The organism is Kitasatospora sp. NPDC088351 (genome assembly GCF_040685575.1).
GTDB lineage: Bacteria > Actinomycetota > Actinomycetes > Streptomycetales > Streptomycetaceae > Kitasatospora.
In genome coordinates, this window is record NZ_JBFBIL010000017.1 from 40,336 (window position 1) to 58,163 (window position 17,828).

Consider the following 17,828-nt stretch of genomic DNA (forward strand, 5'->3'; position numbering starts at 1 on the left):
CCGATGACCACCGAGGGGGTGAAGACGACGACACCGGCGACAGCCACATCGGCGGAGGCGCCCGGAGAAGCCCGGCGGACCGCCAAGCGGGCCGTCGTCGGCCGGCTGTCCTGGGGACTGGCCGACCAGGCGGCCTCCAGCATGACCAACTTCGCGGTGGGGATCTACGTGGCACGCTCGCTGGGGGTGACCGCGTTCGGCGTGTTCAGCCTGGCCTGGCTGGCCTACGGCCTGGTGCTCAACGTCGCCCGCGGGCTGGCGACCGACCCGCTCGTGGTGCGCTTCAGCGGTGTGCCGGACGCGCTCTGGCGCGCGGCGGTGGCCCGGTCGTCGGGTGCCGCGCTCGGCGTCGGTGCCGCCCTCGGCGCCGTGTGTCTGCTGGTCGGGCTCGGCCTCGGCGGCCGCGTGGGGCCCGCGTTCGCCTGCCTCGGCGTCGTCCTGCCGGCGCTGCTGCTGCAGGACGCCTGGCGGTTCGCGTTCTTCGCCGCCGGCACCGGGCAGAAGGCGTTCGCCAACGACCTCGTGCAGGGCGTCGCGCTCGTCCCGGCCATGGTCGTGGCGGCCCGCGTGGGCAGCGTGGCCGCCTTCCTGCTGGCCTGGGGCGCCTCCGCCGCGGTGGCCGCGGGGTACGGGTGTTTTCAGTCCGGCATCCGGCCCCGGGTGGCCCAGGCGCGCGGGTGGCTTCGCGAGCAGCGCGATCTCGGCTACCGGTACCTGGTCGAGAACGTCAGCCTCAGCGGCGCGAGCCAGCTGCGGGCGTACGGGCTCGGCGCGATCGTCGGGGTCGCCGCGGTGGGTGCGGTCCGGGGCGCCGAGCTCCTGCTCGGCCCGTTCCTCGCTCTGCTGATGGGGCTGTCGCTGGTCACCGTCCCGGAGGCGGCACGGGTGCTACGGCAGGCCCCGCACCGCCTCGGCCCGTTCTGCCTCCTGCTGGGCGGCGGGCAGGCCGCCGCCGCACTGCTCTGGGGCGGGGCGCTGCTGCTGATGCCGGACCGGCTCGGCGAGCTGGTGCTCGGCGGGGTCTGGCACTCCTCCGCGGCGCTCGTCATGCCGGTCACCCTCAGCGTCGCGGGCGCGGGCCTCGGCACCGGCGCGGCCGCCGGGCTGCGCGCGCTCGGCGCGGCCCGGCGCAGCCTGCGCTGTCAGCTGTTCGCCTCCGCCTGCTATGTCGGCGGCGGGCTCGGCGGGGCGGCCGTCGCCGGCACGGTCGGCTCGGCCTGGGGCGTCGCCGCCGCGACCGTCAGCGGCTCGGCCGTGTGGTGGCTGCAACTGCGGTCCGCCCTGCGCGAGCACCGCCGGAACCCCATCCCCGAAGTGAGGACGCCATGACCGCCCTTCCCCGGTTGAGCATCGGCCTGCCCGTCTACAACGGCGAGGAATACCTCGCCGAGTCGCTCGACGCCCTGCTCGGCCAGACCTACGAGGACTTCGAGCTGGTCATCTCCGACAACGCCTCGACCGACGCGACCCAGGACATCTGCCGCCGGTACGCCGCGCGGGACTCGCGCATCCGGTACCTCCGGCTGCCCCGGAACATCGGCGCCGCACCGAACCACAACCACGTGTTCACCGAGTGCCGTGGCGAGCTGTTCAAGTGGGCCTCGCACGACGACCTGTACGCCCGGGACCTGCTGCTGCGCTGCGTGGAGACGCTGGACGAGCGGCCGGACGTGATCCTCGCGCACGCCGACCAGGCGGTCGTCGACGGCGACGGCCAGGTGAAGGTCCCCTACGAGTACGGGCTCGCCACCGACTCGCCGCACGCGCCGGAGCGCTTCCGCAGCATGCTGTTCGAGCCCGGTGGCGACGACTTCTACGGGGTGATGCGGGCCGACGTGCTGCGCCGGGTGAAGCCGCTCGACAGCTACCACCACGCGGACCGCACGTTCGTCGCCGAGATCGGCCTGCGCGGGCCCTTCCACCAGGTGTCGGAGCTGCTGTACTTCCGCCGCGACCACCCCACCCGCGCCGAGCGGGCGAACCCTTCCAAACGCTCCCGGTGCGTCAACCTGGACCCGCGCCGGGCAGGCCCGCTGCACCCGACGCCCCGGCTGCTCGCCGAGTACGTCTGGGGCTTCGTCGCGGCGATCCGGCGGGCGCCGTTGTCCCCGGACGACCGGCGCGCGTGCTACCGCCACCTGGCCGCATGGATGGCCAGCCGGGTCCGGCCGGGCGCCGGCGAGCGGGTCGAGGACCGCGCCCCGGTCGACCCGGCCCTGCTCACGGTCTCCGTCGACGCCCTCGTGGCCGGACGTGAGGGGAGGCAGGTATGACGTCGGCGGACGGAACTCCGGTGCGCGTCGGGGTGTTCGGCCTGCTCGGCTCCGGCAACCTCGGCAACGACGGGTCGCTCGAGGCCGTGCTCGGCTACCTCCGCACCGAGCACCCGGCGGCGGTCGTGGACGCGCTGTGCGGCGGACCCGAGGTCGTCGCGACCCGGTACCGGATCCCCGCGACGCGGATGCACTGGTACCGCGGGGAGTACCGGACCGCATCGCGGGCGGGCGCGATCGCGGCGAAGGGCCTGGGCAAGCTCGTCGACGCCTTCCGCACCGCTGCCTGGGTGCGCCGGCACGACGTGGTGATCGTGCCGGGCATGGGCGTCCTGGAGGCCACGCTGCCGCTGCGGCCGTGGGGCTTCCCGTACTCGCTGTTCCTGCTCTGCGCGTCCGGCCGGCTGTTCGGCACCCGGGTGGCGCTGGTCTGCGTCGGCGCCGCCGCGATCGGCAACCGGCCCACCCGGGCCCTGGTGCGCTGGTCGGCGCGGCTGGCCGCGTACCGGTCGTACCGGGACGCCCCGTCCCGCGACGCGATGCGGGCGATGGGCGTGGACACCGCGCGGGACGAGGTCTACCCGGACCTCGCCTTCTCCCTGCCGACGCCGCCGGCGAGCGCGTCCCCGGGCCGGCCGGGCCCGGTCTGCGTCGGCGTCATGGCCTTCCACGGCGGCAACGACGACCGCGCCCGGGCCGAGGAGATCCACCGGCGCTACCTCGACGGGACGACCCGGTTCGTCCGCGCGCTGGTCGAGGACGGCAGGCCGGTCCGGCTGCTCATGGGCGACGAGGTCGACGTGCCGGTGGTCGCCGCGATCCTCGACGCGGTGGACTCTCCGCTGGTCACCGCCGCCGAGGCGGCCTCACTGGCCGACCTGATGAAGGAGGTGGCGGCTGCCGACACCGTGGTGGCGACCCGGTACCACAACCTGATCTGCGCGCTGAAGGTCGGCACGCCGACGCTCGCACTGAGCTACGCGGCGAAGAGCGACGCGCTCATGGCCCGGATGGGGCTGGGCGCGTACTGCCACCCGGCCCGCGAGGTCGACGCCGACCGGCTGATCGAGCAGTTCCGGGCGCTGGAGCAGCGATCGGGGGAGCTGCGGCGGACCCTCACCGAGCGGAACCTGACCGCCGTCCGGCGCCTTGAGGACCAGTTCACCGCCCTGACCAGGGCCCTCTTTCTGTCCAAGGACTCCTCATGAAGGTCACCGAAGTCCCGGCGATCGCCGGCGCGTTCTTGTTCACCCCGAGCCCGTACGCCGACGAGCGCGGCTTCTTCTGCCGCACCTTCGACGCCGAGGTGCTGCGCTCGGTGGGCATCGACCCCAACGCCTTCGTGCAGCACAGCGTCTCCCGCTCGGTGCGGGGCGTGCTGCGCGGCATGCACCTGCGCTCCGGCGCCGGGGAGGCCAAGATCGTGCGCTGCTCGCACGGGGAGGTGTTCGACGTGGTCGTGGACCTGCGCCCCGGCTCGCCGACCTACCGCAACGTGGCCACCTTCCAGCTCTCCGGCGAGACGCAGGCGAGCGTATACATCCCGGCGGGGTGCGCGCACGGCTTCCAGGCGCTTACCGACGCCGACATCTCGTACCGGATCGACCGCCCGCACGACCCGAGCGAGGACGTGACGATCGCCTTCGACGACCCGGAGCTCGCCATCGCCTGGCCGCTGCCGGCCATATCGATGTCCAAGCGGGACTGGGAGGCGCCGAGCCTCGCCGAGGTCCTGCGTTCTGAGGAGAACTGAGCCCCCATGGCCGTTGACGACTTCCAGCTCCCCAAGTCCCGGGCGGCGAACGAGTGGCTGCACGTCCTGATCCCCGGCGGCGCACACACCTACGCCAAGGGCGACGACCAGTACCCGGAGAACCTCGCCCCGGTCATCAGCCACGGCCGCGGCGCCCACGTCTGGGACGTGGACGGCAACCGCTACGTCGAGTACGGCTCCGGCCTGCGCTCCGTCAGCCTCGGCCACGCCCACCCGCGGGTGACCGAAGCCGTCCGCCGCGAACTCGACCGGGGCAGCAACTTCGCCCGGCCGTCCATCCTCGAACTCGACGCCGCCGAACGCTTCCTGGCCACCGTGCCCACCGCCGAGATGGTCAAGTTCGCCAAGAACGGCTCCGACGTCACCACCGCCGCCGTACGCCTCGCCCGCGCCGTCACCGGCCGCACCCGGGTGGCGATCTGCGCCGACCACCCGTTCTTCTCCGTCGACGACTGGTTCATCGGCACCACCCCGATGAACGCCGGCATCCCGGAGGCGATCACCGACCTCACCGTCTCCTTCCCGTACGGGGACCTCGCGGCCACCGAGGAACTGCTCACCCGCCACCGGGGCGAGGTCGCCTGCCTGATCCTCGAACCCGCCGGCCACGCCGAGCCGCCGCCCGGGTACCTCGCCGGCCTGCGCGAGCTGGCCGACCGGCACGGCTGCGTACTGATCTTCGATGAGATGATCACCGGCTTCCGCTGGTCCGAGGCGGGCGCCCAGGGCCTGTACGGCGTCGTCCCCGACCTCTCCACGTTCGGCAAGGCGCTGGGCAACGGGTTCGCCGTCTCCGCGTTGGCCGGGCGCCGCGACCTGATGGAGCGGGGCGGGCTGCGTCACTCCGGCGACCGGGTGTTCCTGCTGTCCACCACGCACGGTGCGGAAACGCACTCGCTGGCCGCCGCGATGGCGGTGCAGACCACCTACGCCGAGGAGGGCATCACCGCTCGGCTGCACGCCCTCGGCGAGCGGCTGGCCGCCGGTGTCCGCGAGGCCGCCGCCCGCGCGGGCGTCGGCGACCACCTCGTCGTCCGGGGCCGGGCCAGCAACCTGGTCTTCGCCACCCTCGACGAGAACCGGCAGCCGTCGCAGCAGTACCGCACCCTGTTCCTGCGCCGGCTCCTCGCGGGCGGAGTGCTGGCCCCGTCGTTCGTGGTGAGCAGCGCGCTCGGCGACGCCGACATCGACCGCACCGTCGACGTGGTGGCCGAGGCATGCGCCGTGTACCGGAAGGCACTGGACGCCGCCGACCCCACGCCCTGGCTGGCAGGGCGGCCGGTGAAGCCCGTATTCCGTCGCTTGGCGTGACGTGACGTGACGTCAGCGACGCTCCCGCCGACCGGCGTCGGCCAGCCGGTCGGCCGTCCGATCGACCAGCCACGCGGTCGCCGGTATCACCGCCAGCGCGGTACACCAGCCGCCGAGGGCGTCGGTCGGGTAGTGCGCGCCCAGAGCGACCTGCGCCCAGCCCATGGCGGCGCCGGCGACCAGCGCCGCGGCGAGCACGAGCAAGGTGCCGGCCGTCCTGCCGGGGCCGAGCCCGTCCCGGTCCCGGTCCCGGCGGCGAGTCGCGAGCATCGCCACCGCGAGGGCGAGCGCGGTGGCGAAGGCGGTGTGCCCGCTCGGGTAGGACAGGTACCCGCCGTGGATGGTGCGTCCCACCAGGTGCTTGAGCAGCGTCGCCGTCGCCACGGTCATGCCGACGCCGGCAACGATGAACACCGCCGCGCGAGGACGCCGAAGCAGCAGGCAGCCCGTCACGGTGGCCACGACCAGCGTCGCGGCTCCCACGGGTTCCCCCAAGGAGTCCGCGGCCAGAGCGACGTACCGCCACGGCGGCCCCACACCGTCCACCGCCGCCTGGATCCGCGCGTCCACCATGCCGGGCTCGCCCTCGTCGGCATACCGGATCCCGAGCACGGCGACCACCAGTGCGGCGAAGGCCGCGATCAGCCCGAGCCACACGCGCAGCGGTGGGGGCAGCACCGCGGCCGCCGGCCGGCCGGTCACCCGCCCACCGCGTCCGGTCGACCCGCGGGCACGACGGCGGGGCGTTGTCTCCGGACGACTCCGGTGGCCGTGGGTCCGGGCACGCCACGGCCCGTGTGTCCCGTCAGCACCCGGGCTCCCGCGGGCAGTTCGGAATTCGGGCACTGGTCGCCGACCGCTTCTGCGGCCCCGGCGAAAGCCCGCACTTCATCGCCGGACTCGTCCGCGTCGCGACCCCCTGCGCGGCGGCGGTCGAGCCCCGCGGGAACTGCCCGCTGCCGCCCTCCGTCATGGCCGGGATCGTCAGCCCGTACGAGCCGCGCGGCCGGACCGGGCAAGATGACAAACCCGCCAAGCACGAGTTGGGCCGGGCCGACTTCCAGGTCCGCTCCGGCCAGGCGATCCAACGAGAGCCCCCCCATCGTGTCCGACCCACCCTCCAGCGGCCATGAACTGCCCCGCGAACACCCGCTCCCGGTACGACTCCACCGGAGCCGTAAGCCTGTGCGGCCCCGAACTCGTGGGCCTGGCCATCACCCTGGCCAAGGGCATCGGGATCGGCCTCCACTTGTCAACCTAACCGACAATCCGGTCGCGGCAAACCGCAGACGGCGCCGTCCGCGACTCGCCGTCCGGAGCCGCGGGAGCCATGGGAGTGGATACCAACGGCTGGACCTGCTGGCTCGTCCGAACCGCCGACGGACCGGTCCTTCTCGACACCTTGCGCGCTATGTCGATCCAGCACGTGCAACCACCGGCACGGGAGCTTCCCCTGCGGGCCGCAGGTCACCGGCTGTCCGGCTACCGGACCGCGGAGGCCCACTCCAGGGTGGCGGATGGGGCAAGTCCCCCCTCGGGCACGGAATTTCTCCCCGGCCTTCGTCTACGACGAGGCCGAGCTCGCCGCCGCCGAGGCGTTCGGTCCCGACCGCGCGCGGGAGTTCCTCGCCGGGCGGTCCGCCGCCAAGGAGGCGGTGCTGAAGGCCCTCGGCACCGGCTTCACGGGCGGTATCCGCCCGCGTGACGTGGCCGTCCTGCGCGCGGACGGCGGCGTCGAGGGCGTTGCGCAGGCGTTTGATCCGGCCGATGGCCGGGATCAGGTCCGAATCCTCCATGCAGTTCGGTGGCACATCGACGGTGGATCGAGGCGAGGCTCTTCGAGTGAAAAACCGGAGCAAGGCCGCCTGATTGGCGGTTCCGCCGGCTGCCGGGGATCTCCATACCATACGTTCAAGTCCGGCGCTAACAGCGGCGGCGCTCGTGTACGGAGTTCATTCACACCTGCCACAGACCACAAAGCCAAGAGGAATAGTCATGCGCCTCACCCGCTGCGCTCTCGCTGCTTCAACGGTGGCGGCTTCCGCCTCGGCCTTTGGCCTGCCCCTCTTCTTCTCGGGCTGGATGTCCCAGGGTTCCGATGCCACGCAGGTCCGCATGGTCAGCGCCCTCGGCACCTCGCGGATCGAAGCCGAATCACCCCAGCCCCCCGTCACGAATCCGGGCCCGCAGGGATCAGTGCCCCCCTGTCACAGCTACGGCGGCCCCTACTGCGGCTGGGTGGGAACATACTGGGGCGGCTGCGACAGGGAGTGGGGCCTGAGCTTTGGATTCAAGAACCCTGACTTGATCTGCCTCCACGACCCCCGCCCGAGCCCCTCGGCCGCACCGAGCCCCTCGGCCACATCCAGCCCCTCGGACGAGCCCGGCCCCTCCGCCACACCCAGCCGCGCTCGGCCGAACCCGGCACCTCGGCCGAACCCGGCACCTCGGCCACACCCAAGCCCCTCGGCCAAGCCCGGCCCCTCCGCCGCGCCCGGTCCCTCGGCCGGCTCGGCCTCCGCCGCACCCGGTCCCCCGGCCGGCTCGGCCTCCGCCGGAAGCGGCAGTTCCTCTGTCGTACCCGGCCCCCCGGCGGGCTCGGCCTCCGCCGCACCCAGCCTCGCTGCCACACCCGGGCCCCCGGTCGGCCCGCCCTCCGTCACCCTCAGTCCCTTCGTCGCACCCGGCCTCCCGGCCGGCCCGCCCTCCGCCGGAAGCAGCAGTCCCTCCTGACCAGTCCTGCTGGAAGGGCCCCGATCTCCGCACCGGGGCCGGTCCGGCCGCCTCCCCGGAGGCCGGCCGTTCGTCATCGGTACGGCGGGGTGGCGGCTCATCAGGCTCCTGCTGCAACGTGATGTCAGGGACCAAAGGTGCTGTCGGTTCCTCTTCCGGTCGAGGATCGCGTGGCGGAACGACGTCGGCGAAGCCGTGCCGTAGCCAGCATTCCCAGAACCATCAGCAAACCGCCGGCCGCGATCCCGATGTGCTTCGCGCTCAAAAGACGGTCGCTCCTGCCGGATGCCGCAGTATCGCGCGGAAGAGGGCGGACGGTGCCCCCGGAGCCGGGAGTCTCCGGCTCGGGCCGGCCGTTTTGAGGGTTGTCCCCTCCCAGGGGCGACGGGGAGCCGGACGCGCCTCTTCCGTCGGTGGCTTCACCACCGTCTGGAAAGGCACGGTCACCGCGGTCGCCGTCGTCCTGGCCGTTGGTGCAGTGGGTGGCCGGGAAGGGGAAAGCTCGTTCGTGGCGGCCGAATGCCCTCACCACGAAGAGCGGGTGTTCCCTGAAAAAGTCACGGATCTTCCACTGGTACTGATTGCTGCTCTGGGTGGGGTAATCCACGTTCAGATACGTCGAAACAGTAAAGCTGTTCCATGGTGCGGCCGGCGACGACGATGAGGATGACGAGTCCCCCTGGATGACGATAGCCTCCGGCCCGTACCGGCCGTTGACCAGGATCGCCCTGAAGTTCTGGTCGATGAGCACGACACGGCGGGAACTGTGGCAGTCACGCCAGGGATTGTGGTGATGGTGGTCCCCGTCCCTGTCCTCGTCCCCGTCCCCGTCCTGGAGCCACGGGGAGCCGGACGCGTGCCGTGCAGACGCCTGCGCGGCGACGCCTGCCGACGGAGACGCAAGGGCGACAACCGCGCCCGCCAGCGATGCTGCAACCCAGGGACGAAGATTCATGCAATGACCTCCATGGGCGGCGGACGCAGGCGACCACCTGCTGAGCGGCGCATCCGAATCTCAGATGAAGTTAAGAGGAGTCGACTCGTCACATCGTGAACATCCTCGGGGAGCCGTACCCGTGTCACTCAGCCGCAGCAGTCTCGGGTGAAAGAGGGAGTCAAGGGGGCGCAGGTTCAAATCCTGTCGCCCCGACTTGCACAACTGCAGGTCTTAGGCCGTTTTCGCCGCCGACGAGAACGGCCTTTCCGGCGTCTCGTCGGCCTGGGAGCGGGGGACGGCCATGGGCTGGGCGGTGTTGAGGAGCAGAGCCGGTGACGGCGAAGGAGTGGAGCGCCCGCACGGTGGCGCTGAGCTGGGTCGATCCGGTGGGCGCGGACGGGCGGCCCGGGGTCATAACGATTCTTGATGGCGGGGAGTGGGGCTTGCTATTGGACAGGTGGCCGGAATCGTGTTGATATTGCCCGGAAAATGTGATGGGCGGCCAGGACGGCGGCCCGTCGAATTCGGGGAGGCTGGCATGGGAACCACTGAGAACACCGAAGAGATGTACAAGCTCTTCAACAAGGCGGCGAAGGTCTACGACCAGAGCGGTGTGGAGTTCTTCCGGCCCATCGGGCGTCGCCTCGTCGAGTTCTCGGGGATCTCCGCGGGGGCGTCGGTCCTCGACGTCGGTTCCGGCCGGGGGGCCGTGCTCTTCCCGGCGGCGGAGGCCGTCGGGGCGGGCGGCGAGGTGGTCGGCATCGACATCTCCGAGGAGATGGTCAAGTACGCGCAGGCGGACGCGGCGAACCTGGGGCTGCGGCACGTCGGCGTGCAGGTCATGAACGGGCAGCGGCCGGAGTTCGAGGCCGGGCGGTTCGACGCGGTCGTCGGCAGCTGCAGCCTCTTCATCTGGGTCAAGAGCGCCGACGACGTCCGGCCCTACCTGGAACTGCTGCGGGCCGGTGGGCGGTTCGCGACGGCCGCGCCGTCGTTCTTCTCGACCGCGCACGGCAAGTGGGCGCTGTTCCCGGAGGCCGTGAACGAGCTGCTGATGCCGTACATGCTGCTGTCGCTGAAGCAGAGCGGGGCGTACGACTCGCAGTTCGCCAACGCCGGCGCGAACTGGCTGATCACGGCGGAGTCGATCGAGAAGACCCTGGCGGACGCCGGGTTCGTCGACATCGAGGTGGTCGAGGAGGAACTGCCGGTCGTCGTGACGTCGGGCGAGCAGTGGGTCGAATTCACCTACACCACCGGAATGCGCGGAATGTGGGAGCGCATCGAGGAGAACGAGCGTCGTGAATTGATCGCCGAGGTTTCCCGGCGGCTGGACACGCTGCGGGACGAGCACGGCGTCATCAGCGTTCCGGTGCCGATCGTCTACATTCGGGCGAACGCCCCGAAGTCCTGATTCACGGCCTCCGGGAAATTCGCCGGAGGGAGCAGTGGGACGTCCGCGGTCTGCATGGGGGAGAAATGGCAGCAGTGGTCGAAGGTGAGTGGCCGGTCACCGCGAGGGAGGCGGAACTCGCGGAGATCGACGAGTGGACGGCCGCGGGGGTCGGTGTACTGCTGGTCGGCGAGCAGGGGGCGGGGAAGACCACGCTGCTGAACGCCGCGCTGGAGCAGGCCGGGGGCAACGGGGACCGGGTGGTGAGCGGCGACGCCGTGCGCGACCTGTTGAACGGTGGCACGGCGCCGGCCGCGCACCGCCGGGTCACCGTGGCGATCGACGACGTGCACCTGGTCGACCGGGTGACCCTGGAGCTGGTGTGCCGGCTGGTGGGCGGCGGCCGGGCGGTGCTGCTGGCCAGCACCGAGCCCGGGGCCGCGCTGCCCGACGCGCTGCGCCGTCTGCTGATCGGCAAACGGGTGCGCAGGCTCGCCGTGGACGCCCTCGACCGGTCGGGCGTCGTCCGGATGCTCACCGCCCGGCTCGGCGGGCCGGTGGCGGTCGACGCCGCGGCCCGTTTCTGGGACCTCACCCGCGGCAATCCGCTGATCCTCCGGGAGGTGGCGGACCAGGCGCTCGCCGAGGGAAGCCTCCGCCGGGTGGGGGGACGGTGGTGGTGGCCGGGTCTGCAGGGCACGCCCGACAGCCGGCTGGTCGATCTGGTGGACCTGCTCCTCGGCGAGCTGGACCCGGGCGAGCGCGAGCTCGTGAACATGCTGGCGTTCGCCGGGCCGCTGGAGGCCGGGCTGCCGGTCGTCGACGCGCTGCGGGAGGCGGCGGAGGCGCTGAACCACCGCGGCGTGCTGGTCGCCGAGCGGTCCCGCTCCCGGCTCTCCCTGCGGCTCGCGCACCCGTTCTGCGCGGCCGTGGTGGCGGCGAACCTGCCCGAGCTGACGGCCCGCCGGCTCAGGTCGGAGATCGCCGACGCGATCCTGGGCACCGGGGCCAGGCGTTCCGGCGACGCCGTCCGGATCGCCGCGCTGAGCCTCGGGACGAGGGCGTCGGCCGGGCCCGTGCGACTGCGCGAGGCGGCCGCCGGTGCGCTGCGCGCCGAGGACCACCCGCTCGCCGAGCGGCTGAGCCGGGCGGCGCTCGCCGCCGGTGCCGCTTCCGCAGCGTCCGGTGCCGCAGCGGGCGTCGACGCCGGGGCTGCCGTGCTCCTCGGCGAGGCGCTGGCCGGTCAGTCCCGCCACGTGGAGGCCGAGGCCTGCTTCGCGCGGGCCGCGCACTCCGCCGCCGTGCTGCGCCCGCGGGCCCTGAACATGGGCCTCGGCCTGGGGCGGCTCGCGGAGGCGGAGGCGGTCGCCGAGACGGACCTCGGGGCGCGGGCCCTGGTGCGGCTGCTCAAGGACCGGATCGGCGAGGCCCGGCAGCTGGCCGTGACGGCGGAGGGGGCCGGTGCGCTGCTCGCCCTCCTGCGCCACGAGTCGGGCGACGACGAGGGCACGCCGGCCGTCGGCCGGGGCCCGGCGCCGGACGTGGAGCACCTCTACGTGGCCGGACTGGTGGCCGCGCACACCGGGGGGCCGGCCGGGGCCCGGCCGGTGCTGGCGGAACTGCGCGCGGCCGCCGACGGCGGCGGCCGCCGCGGGCGCACCTACGCCCGGCTCCTGGAGGCGCACCTCCTGCGGGCCGAGGGCCGTGCGGCCGAGGCGGTCGAACTGCTCCGGGAGGCGGCCGCGTTCGGCGGGACCACTGACTGGCTCGCCACGCGGTCCCTGCGCCTGGCCCGGCTCGCCGGTGCGGTGGCCGAGTCGGGGGACGCGGCGGAGGCGGCCTCGCTGCTGGCGGAGGCCCGGGAGGCGCAGCGGGAGGAGTGCGCGTACCCGCTGATGGCGGATGCCGTGGAGCTGGAGGCCGCGCTGGTGACGGCGCGCCAGGGCGACCACGCGGCAGCGGCCGCGCGGGCGCTGGAGGTCGCCGGGCGGGCGCTGGCCGCGGGCCGGAACGCCCAGGCGCTCTCCGCGCTGCACCTGGCGGCCCGGACGGGTGCGGCGCCCCGGGCCGCGGCGATCCGGACACCGGCCGGTCCCGGCGGGTCGGCCGGTGGCGCGGTGGTCCTGCGCCACGTCCTCGCGCTCGCGGAGGGCGACGGCGCCGCCCTGGACGAGGTCTCGGGGCGGTTCGCCGCGTTGGGGCTGCTGCCGCTGGCGGCGGAGGCCGCCCATCAGGCGGCCGGGGCCCATCAGGCGGCCGGCAACCGCCGGGCGGCGCGGGCCGCGCAGGCCGCCGGGGCCGAACTGGTGGCGCGCGGTGGCGTCGAGCCGCCGGTGTGGGCGGTGCCGGCCGACCGTCGGGAGCAGGGGGCCGGGACGAGGCTGACCGCCCGGGAGCGGGAGGTCGCGGCGCTGGCCGTCTCCCGGCTGTCCAACCAGGAGATCGCCGACCGGCTGGTGCTCTCCGTCCGCACCGTGGAGAACCACCTGTACCACGCGTACGGGAAGCTCGGTGTCACCGCGCGCAAGGAACTCGCCACCGTTCTCGCAGAACCGGCCTGAGTCGCACGAACGGTACGAGCGGTCGGCAGGCGGTGGGCGGGTCCAGGGGGGCATCCCGGACCCGCCCACCACCGTGCGGGCGCGGGTCAGGCGGTGGAGGCCCTGGCCTGTTCCTCGGTGATCCGCGCGTTCCAGGCGGCGAACGTCGGGGTGTCGGTCAGCTCCCCGAAGGCCACGGGCAGGCCGGCCCGGCGCCACTTCGTGACCAGCCGCATCATCTCCAGTGACCCGAGGCCCAGTTGGATGAGGTTGTCGTCGTCCCCGACCTCGGTGGGGTCGATGCCGATCAGCTCGGCCAGCGCCGCGCGCAGGTCCTCGCCCGTCAGGACGGTGGCCGCGGCGTTCTTCCGGTTGGTGTTGTCGGTCATGGTGCTGGGTGTCGTCCTTCCGGCCTGGCGGCGTCGGTTACTCGGCGGGCTGGGCGGTGATCTCCAGAATGGCCACCCCGGCCTCGAAGCCGGGGCTGCCGGTGAAGAGCATCACCTTGTCGCCCGGACCGACCTGGCGGGTGCGCCACAGGTGCTCCAGGCCGATGAAGACGTCGGCGGCGCTGATGTGGCCGACCTTGCTGGTGTGTTCCCAGATCCCGCTGTCGAGGGTGAAGCCGATCGGGTCGAGGAACTGGTCGCGCAGCGCGTCCAGCGTGGCGCTCGGGTGGCAGACCCGCTTGATCTCGTCGACGGTGATGCCGGCGTCCTCCAGCGCCTGGTCGAGGGCCTTCTGCAGCACCTCGCCCGGGTGCTCCATGGGCGGGGTGTTGCCCTTGGCCCACTCCTCCATCCAGAACTTGACCCGGGCCTCGTAGTCCAGCTCCCGGCCCACGGTCACGGCCGGCGGGAAGATCGGCTCGCTGCCGCGGTGCAGCGCCTCCATCCCGGGGGCGGAGTGCGTGCCGACGGACAGCAGCTTGGCGATGCCGCCGGTGTTCGAGACGACCGCGGCCGCGGCGCCGTCGCCGAAGATGGACAGGCGCGAGGTGGTCCAGCGGTCGACCAGCGGCGCGGAGTAGTTGTCCGCGGCGGTGAGCAGGACCGCGGCGGTGCGCGGGTCGTGGGCGAGCCGGTGCGCGGAAAAGACGAGGGAGGAAAGCATTCCCTGACAACCCTGCTTGATTTCCAGCGCCGTGATCGGCGTGTTCAGGGTATTGGTGAGAATGTAGTGTGCGGGCGACCAGCCGTCGGGGCCCTGGTGGAACGCGGAACTGTGGAACAGCGCACCGAAGTCCTCGGCCGCGTGCCCCGAACGCCGAATTGCCTCCTTGGCCGCCAGGACGGCCATTTCGGGGGCCGACAGCGAATCGGAGACCGCGACGGACTCGAGGCCCGACGCCTCCCGGACGTCCGCACCGTACCAGCCGGCCGCCACGGCCTGCTCCGTCGTCACCAGGCCGGGCACGTAGGTGCCGAGGCTCGACAGGTAGACGTCCTCAAACTTCATGGTGGTTCCCTTCCGGCGCCCGTCGATCGGATGCGCATGGCCAGATCCGTGCTCTTCGGCTCCAAGCCGACCACGGCGCGCGGGCCGGCGCCTGAGTACCGGCTACTCAGATCGCGGGCGGCCCGCCGGGTCCTACGCAGGTGAGCGGGCCCGGCCGCAATCCGTCCCCCGGTATCCATCCGCTTTATGGGCGCTTAACCACCCGGACGGTAATTTGACGGGCAGTCAGCGGCCCCTGGGTAGGATGGCGATGTCCCGGTGTTGCTCCCCTGTGCCGCGGGGGTGCATCGTCCGGGCGGGCCGGACCGAGTGGCCCGACGGGAAGGCTGTGCCCGAAATTCCAGGTCGCTCCGCCCGCTGCAGGCGGATTGCGAGTCCTGTTGTATTCCGGTTCGCGGTACGGGGGAGAGTGTTTGCATGACATCTGATCGGCTGGGGTGCGGGTGCGGTTTTCCGGCACCCGGACAGAACCAGGAACAGAACCAGGAAGGGTTCTCGTGCGTGCGCGCCCCGATGGGTGCGCGGTCCGTCGCGCGGGCTGCCGAAGGGGGGCAGCCGTGGTCGCCCGTTCTGAGGTGATGGCTGGCCGTAACCTCGTGGCGGTGCCGTCGGTGGGGCAGGTGGACCGGGTCGCCCCGGACGCCGCGGTCCCGCGTCGGCCGGTGCGCAGTGCGCCGTCCGCCTGGCGGATCCTCGTGGTGGAGAACGACGACGAGGACGCGGAGCCCCTGACGGCGGGCCTGCGGCGGCACGGGCACCTGGTGGAGCGGGTGTCCGGCGGCATCCCGGCGCTCGGCGCGTACGAGGGCGTCGACGTGGTCCTGCTGGACCTCGAACTGCCGGACCTGGACGGACTGGAGGTCTGCCGGCAGATCCGCGCCGCGGGGGACACCGCGGTCATCGCCGTGACCGCGCGGGGGACGGAGCTGGACCGGGTCCTCGGACTGCAGGCCGGCGCCGACGACTACCTGGTCAAGCCGTACGGCTTCCAGGAGTTGCTGGCCCGGATGGAGGCGGTGATGCGGCGCGTCCGGAAGGCGGCCGCCGATCCGTCGGTGATCGTCCGCGGCCCGCTGCGGATCGACGCGGGGGCCCGCCAGGTGCGTCTGCACGGCCGGCGGATCGACGTCACCCGCAAGGAGTTCGACCTCCTGTACCTGCTGGCGGTCCAGCCCGACACGGTCGTCTCGCGCAAGACGATCATGCAGACCGTCTGGGGCGACGTCTGGTCCCGGCGCACCATCGACACCCACATCAGCAGCCTGCGGGGCAAGCTCGGGAGCAGTGACTGGATCCGCAACGTCCGCGGTGTCGGCTTCCAGCTCGGCTGGGCCTGAGCCTCGTCGCCCCTTCTGTGCGGCGTCCTTCCGAACCCCGCCGCGACCGCTTCACCTGTTCCACACGTTTTCGTCAACTCCACTGATGAGCTGCGGAGTTGAAACTCATCTGACATTTCCGGGCAACAACTTGAGGAACCTGCACTCAGTCTGACTCCGAGTTGGGCGCTCGTTCCTTGAACGCGTCGGAGCCACCCGGCAGGATCGGTGATGGCTCCGGCGCGACGACCGGGTGCCCCTCACCTCAGGTCGTCGGCCCCAGACACCGCCTCCTCCTTTTCCCGCCGGGAAATCGACACCCAGCGCACAGTTTGGAGTTCACCCATGTCCGAAACCGTTCAGCACAATGCCTTCGCCGACGATGCCGAGCTGCGCAGGATCAACCGGGCGACGGTGGAGACGTACATGACCTCCCTCGGCGAGGCCCGGCTGAAGCGCCACCTGCTCTTCACGGAGGACGGTGTCGGCGGCCTCTGGACCACTGACACCGGCGCCCCGATCGCCATCCGCGGCCGGGACCGGCTCGGTGAGCACGCCGTGTGGTCGCTGAAGACCTTCCCGGACTGGGAGTGGTACAACGTCCAGATCTTCGAGACCCAGGACCCCAACCGCTTCTGGGCGGAGTGCGACGGCCGCGGCAAGATCCTCTTCGCGGACTACCCCGAGGGTCACTACGAGAACCACTTCCTGCACTCCTTCGAGCTGGAGAACGGTCTGATCAAGCTGCAGCGGGAGTTCATGAACCCGTTCGAGCAGCTGCGCTCCCTGGGCATCCCCGTCCCGGAGATCAAGCGCGCCGGCATACCCACCTGATCGGTCGTCGCCCCGCCGCATAGGAGCATCCCGTGGACGAAGTCCTGCCCGACATCCGTCTCCGCAAGGCACTGCACCAACCCAGCTGGCCCGACCCGGCGCAGACCGAACGAGTGACGGAGACGCTGGCCGCCGGGCCGGCGCTGGTGCGCGCGCAGGACCTCGGCGTGCTGCGCGCCGCGCTCGCCCGGGTCGCGGCCGGCGAGGCCATGGTGGTCCAGGCCGGCGACTGCGCCGAGGACCCCGACGAGTGCACGGTCGCGGACGTGTCCCGCAAGGCGGCACTCCTCGACCTGCTCGCCGGAACGCTGCGCATGACCGCCCACAAGCCCGTCGTCCGGGTCGGCCGCATCGCGGGCCAGTTCGCCAAACCCCGCTCCAGCGCGACCGAGTCGGTGGGCGGCGCCCAGCTCCCCACCTTCCGGGGCCACATGGTCAACGGGCCCGAACCGGACCCCGAGGCCAGGCGGCCCGACCCGCTGCGCATGCTCACCTGCCACATGGCGGCGGGCGACATCGTGAAGCACCTGGGCTGGCGGGGGAACGCGCCGCTGCACGACGTCCTCGGCCCACCGGTGTGGACCAGCCACGAGGCGCTGCTCCTCGACTACGAGATCCCCATGCTGCGCCGGGGCGAGGACGGCACGCTGTTCCTCGGCTCCACGCACTGGCCGTGGATCGGCGAGCGCACCCGGCAGCCGGACGGCGCGCACGTCGCCCTGCTCGCCAAGGTGAGCAACCCGGTGAGCTGCAAGGTCGGCCCGTCGATGGAACCCGCCGAACTGGTGGCGCTGTGCGGGATCCTCGACCCGGACCGCACCCCGGGCCGGCTGACGCTCATCGCCCGGATGGGCGCCGAGCGGGTCACGGAGCGCCTTCCGCGGCTGGTCGAGGCCGTCCGCGCGGCCGGGCACCCGGTGATCTGGCTGACCGACCCGATGCACGGCAACACGGTCGCGGCGCCGGACGGCAACAAGACCCGCCACGTGGACACCGTCTCGCGCGAGGTCCGGCGCTTCCAGCGGGCCGTCACCGGGGCCAGCGGTGTGCCCGGCGGGCTGCACCTGGAGACCACCCCCAACGACGTCACCGAGTGCGTCTCGTGCCAGGCGGACCTCGACCGCGTCGGCGACAAGTACACGACGTTCTGCGACCCGCGGCTCAATCCGCGGCAGGCCGTCGCCGTCGTGTCCACCTGGAGCGTCTGATCCCCAGACGCGTCGTACCCCGCTCGATCCGAGTCAGGCGTGAGAAGGAAG

At 72.6% G+C, this 17,828-nt stretch carries 16 protein-coding genes; 12 read left to right on the forward strand and 4 right to left on the reverse strand.

The annotated features are described in order from the left end of the window. Positions 1-3: 3 nt before the first annotated feature. The 5 genes from AB0P06_RS15185 to AB0P06_RS15205 are packed head-to-tail and all read left to right on the forward strand — an operon-like array spanning position 4 to position 5,358. Complete coding sequence (locus tag AB0P06_RS15185) at positions 4-1,329, forward strand: hypothetical protein (RefSeq protein WP_363607798.1); 1,326 nt, start codon at positions 4-6, stop codon at positions 1,327-1,329. Then, positions 1,326-2,273 carry a glycosyltransferase family 2 protein gene (locus AB0P06_RS15190; RefSeq protein ID WP_363607717.1) on the forward strand — a complete coding sequence of 316 codons (948 nt, stop codon included), beginning with the start codon at positions 1,326-1,328 and terminating at the stop codon, positions 2,271-2,273. Before AB0P06_RS15185 ends, AB0P06_RS15190 begins: the two co-directional genes overlap by 4 nt. Beyond that, positions 2,270-3,481 carry a polysaccharide pyruvyl transferase family protein gene (locus AB0P06_RS15195; RefSeq protein ID WP_363607718.1) on the forward strand — a complete coding sequence of 404 codons (1,212 nt, stop codon included), beginning with the start codon at positions 2,270-2,272 and terminating at the stop codon, positions 3,479-3,481. The genes AB0P06_RS15190 and AB0P06_RS15195 overlap by 4 nt, the downstream gene beginning before the upstream one ends. Further along, a complete protein-coding gene (locus tag AB0P06_RS15200) occupies positions 3,478-4,026 on the forward strand; it encodes a dTDP-4-dehydrorhamnose 3,5-epimerase family protein (RefSeq protein ID WP_363607719.1) in 549 nt (182 codons plus the stop codon). The genes AB0P06_RS15195 and AB0P06_RS15200 overlap by 4 nt, the downstream gene beginning before the upstream one ends. A gap of 6 nt (positions 4,027-4,032) precedes the next feature. Beyond that, entirely contained in the window at positions 4,033-5,358 is a 1,326-nt protein-coding gene (locus AB0P06_RS15205; RefSeq protein WP_363607720.1) for a glutamate-1-semialdehyde 2,1-aminomutase, read from the forward strand. Between the two features lie 12 nt (positions 5,359-5,370). Here the strand turns inward: AB0P06_RS15205 and AB0P06_RS15210 are convergent, their stop codons facing one another. Then, a complete protein-coding gene (locus AB0P06_RS15210; RefSeq protein WP_363607721.1) occupies positions 5,371-6,060 on the reverse strand; it encodes a phosphatase PAP2 family protein in 690 nt (229 codons plus the stop codon). A 427-nt stretch (positions 6,061-6,487) separates the two neighbouring features. Between AB0P06_RS15210 and AB0P06_RS15215 the strand changes: the two genes are divergently transcribed. After that, the gene (locus AB0P06_RS15215; protein WP_363607722.1) at positions 6,488-6,619 is read left to right on the forward strand and encodes a hypothetical protein; all 132 of its coding nucleotides are present in this window, start codon (positions 6,488-6,490) and stop codon (positions 6,617-6,619) included. A gap of 256 nt (positions 6,620-6,875) precedes the next feature. Then, positions 6,876-7,661, forward strand: coding sequence for a 4'-phosphopantetheinyl transferase superfamily protein (locus AB0P06_RS15220; RefSeq protein ID WP_363607723.1), 786 nt, complete (start codon positions 6,876-6,878; stop codon positions 7,659-7,661). A gap of 554 nt (positions 7,662-8,215) precedes the next feature. Here the strand turns inward: AB0P06_RS15220 and AB0P06_RS15225 are convergent. Next, on the reverse strand, positions 8,216-8,842 hold the full coding sequence (locus AB0P06_RS15225) for a hypothetical protein (protein WP_363607724.1): 627 nt from the start codon (positions 8,840-8,842) through the stop codon (positions 8,216-8,218). Between the two features lie 724 nt (positions 8,843-9,566). Here AB0P06_RS15225 and AB0P06_RS15230 point away from each other — a divergent pair. Together AB0P06_RS15230 and AB0P06_RS15235 are read left to right on the forward strand one after the other, a co-directional pair. Further along, positions 9,567-10,442 (forward strand): methyltransferase domain-containing protein, encoded by an 876-nt coding sequence (locus AB0P06_RS15230; protein WP_363607725.1) that lies wholly within the window; start codon positions 9,567-9,569, stop codon positions 10,440-10,442. A 65-nt stretch (positions 10,443-10,507) separates the two neighbouring features. Further along, positions 10,508-12,982 (forward strand): LuxR family transcriptional regulator, encoded by a 2,475-nt coding sequence (locus AB0P06_RS15235; protein WP_363607726.1) that lies wholly within the window; start codon positions 10,508-10,510, stop codon positions 12,980-12,982. 86 nt (positions 12,983-13,068) lie between these two features. Here AB0P06_RS15235 and AB0P06_RS15240 read toward each other — a convergent pair whose 3' ends face one another. Both AB0P06_RS15240 and AB0P06_RS15245 read right to left on the reverse strand, forming a co-directional pair. Further along, the gene (locus tag AB0P06_RS15240; protein ID WP_363607727.1) at positions 13,069-13,350 is read right to left on the reverse strand and encodes a phosphopantetheine-binding protein; all 282 of its coding nucleotides are present in this window, start codon (positions 13,348-13,350) and stop codon (positions 13,069-13,071) included. Positions 13,351-13,387: 37 nt separating this feature from the next. Beyond that, positions 13,388-14,419 carry a ketoacyl-ACP synthase III family protein gene (locus tag AB0P06_RS15245; RefSeq protein ID WP_363607728.1) on the reverse strand — a complete coding sequence of 344 codons (1,032 nt, stop codon included), beginning with the start codon at positions 14,417-14,419 and terminating at the stop codon, positions 13,388-13,390. 578 nt (positions 14,420-14,997) lie between these two features. On the opposite strand from AB0P06_RS15245, the gene AB0P06_RS15250 reads away from it, so the two are divergent. The 3 genes from AB0P06_RS15250 (at position 14,998) to AB0P06_RS15260 (ending at position 17,777) form a co-directional block, all read left to right on the forward strand. Then, positions 14,998-15,756, forward strand: a complete 759-nt coding sequence (locus AB0P06_RS15250; protein ID WP_363607729.1) for a response regulator transcription factor — start codon at positions 14,998-15,000, stop codon at positions 15,754-15,756. A gap of 324 nt (positions 15,757-16,080) precedes the next feature. Next, entirely contained in the window at positions 16,081-16,569 is a 489-nt protein-coding gene (locus tag AB0P06_RS15255) for a PhzA/PhzB family protein (RefSeq protein ID WP_363607730.1), read from the forward strand. A gap of 32 nt (positions 16,570-16,601) precedes the next feature. Then, a complete protein-coding gene (locus AB0P06_RS15260) occupies positions 16,602-17,777 on the forward strand; it encodes a 3-deoxy-7-phosphoheptulonate synthase (protein ID WP_363607731.1) in 1,176 nt (391 codons plus the stop codon). Positions 17,778-17,828: the final 51 nt, after the last annotated feature.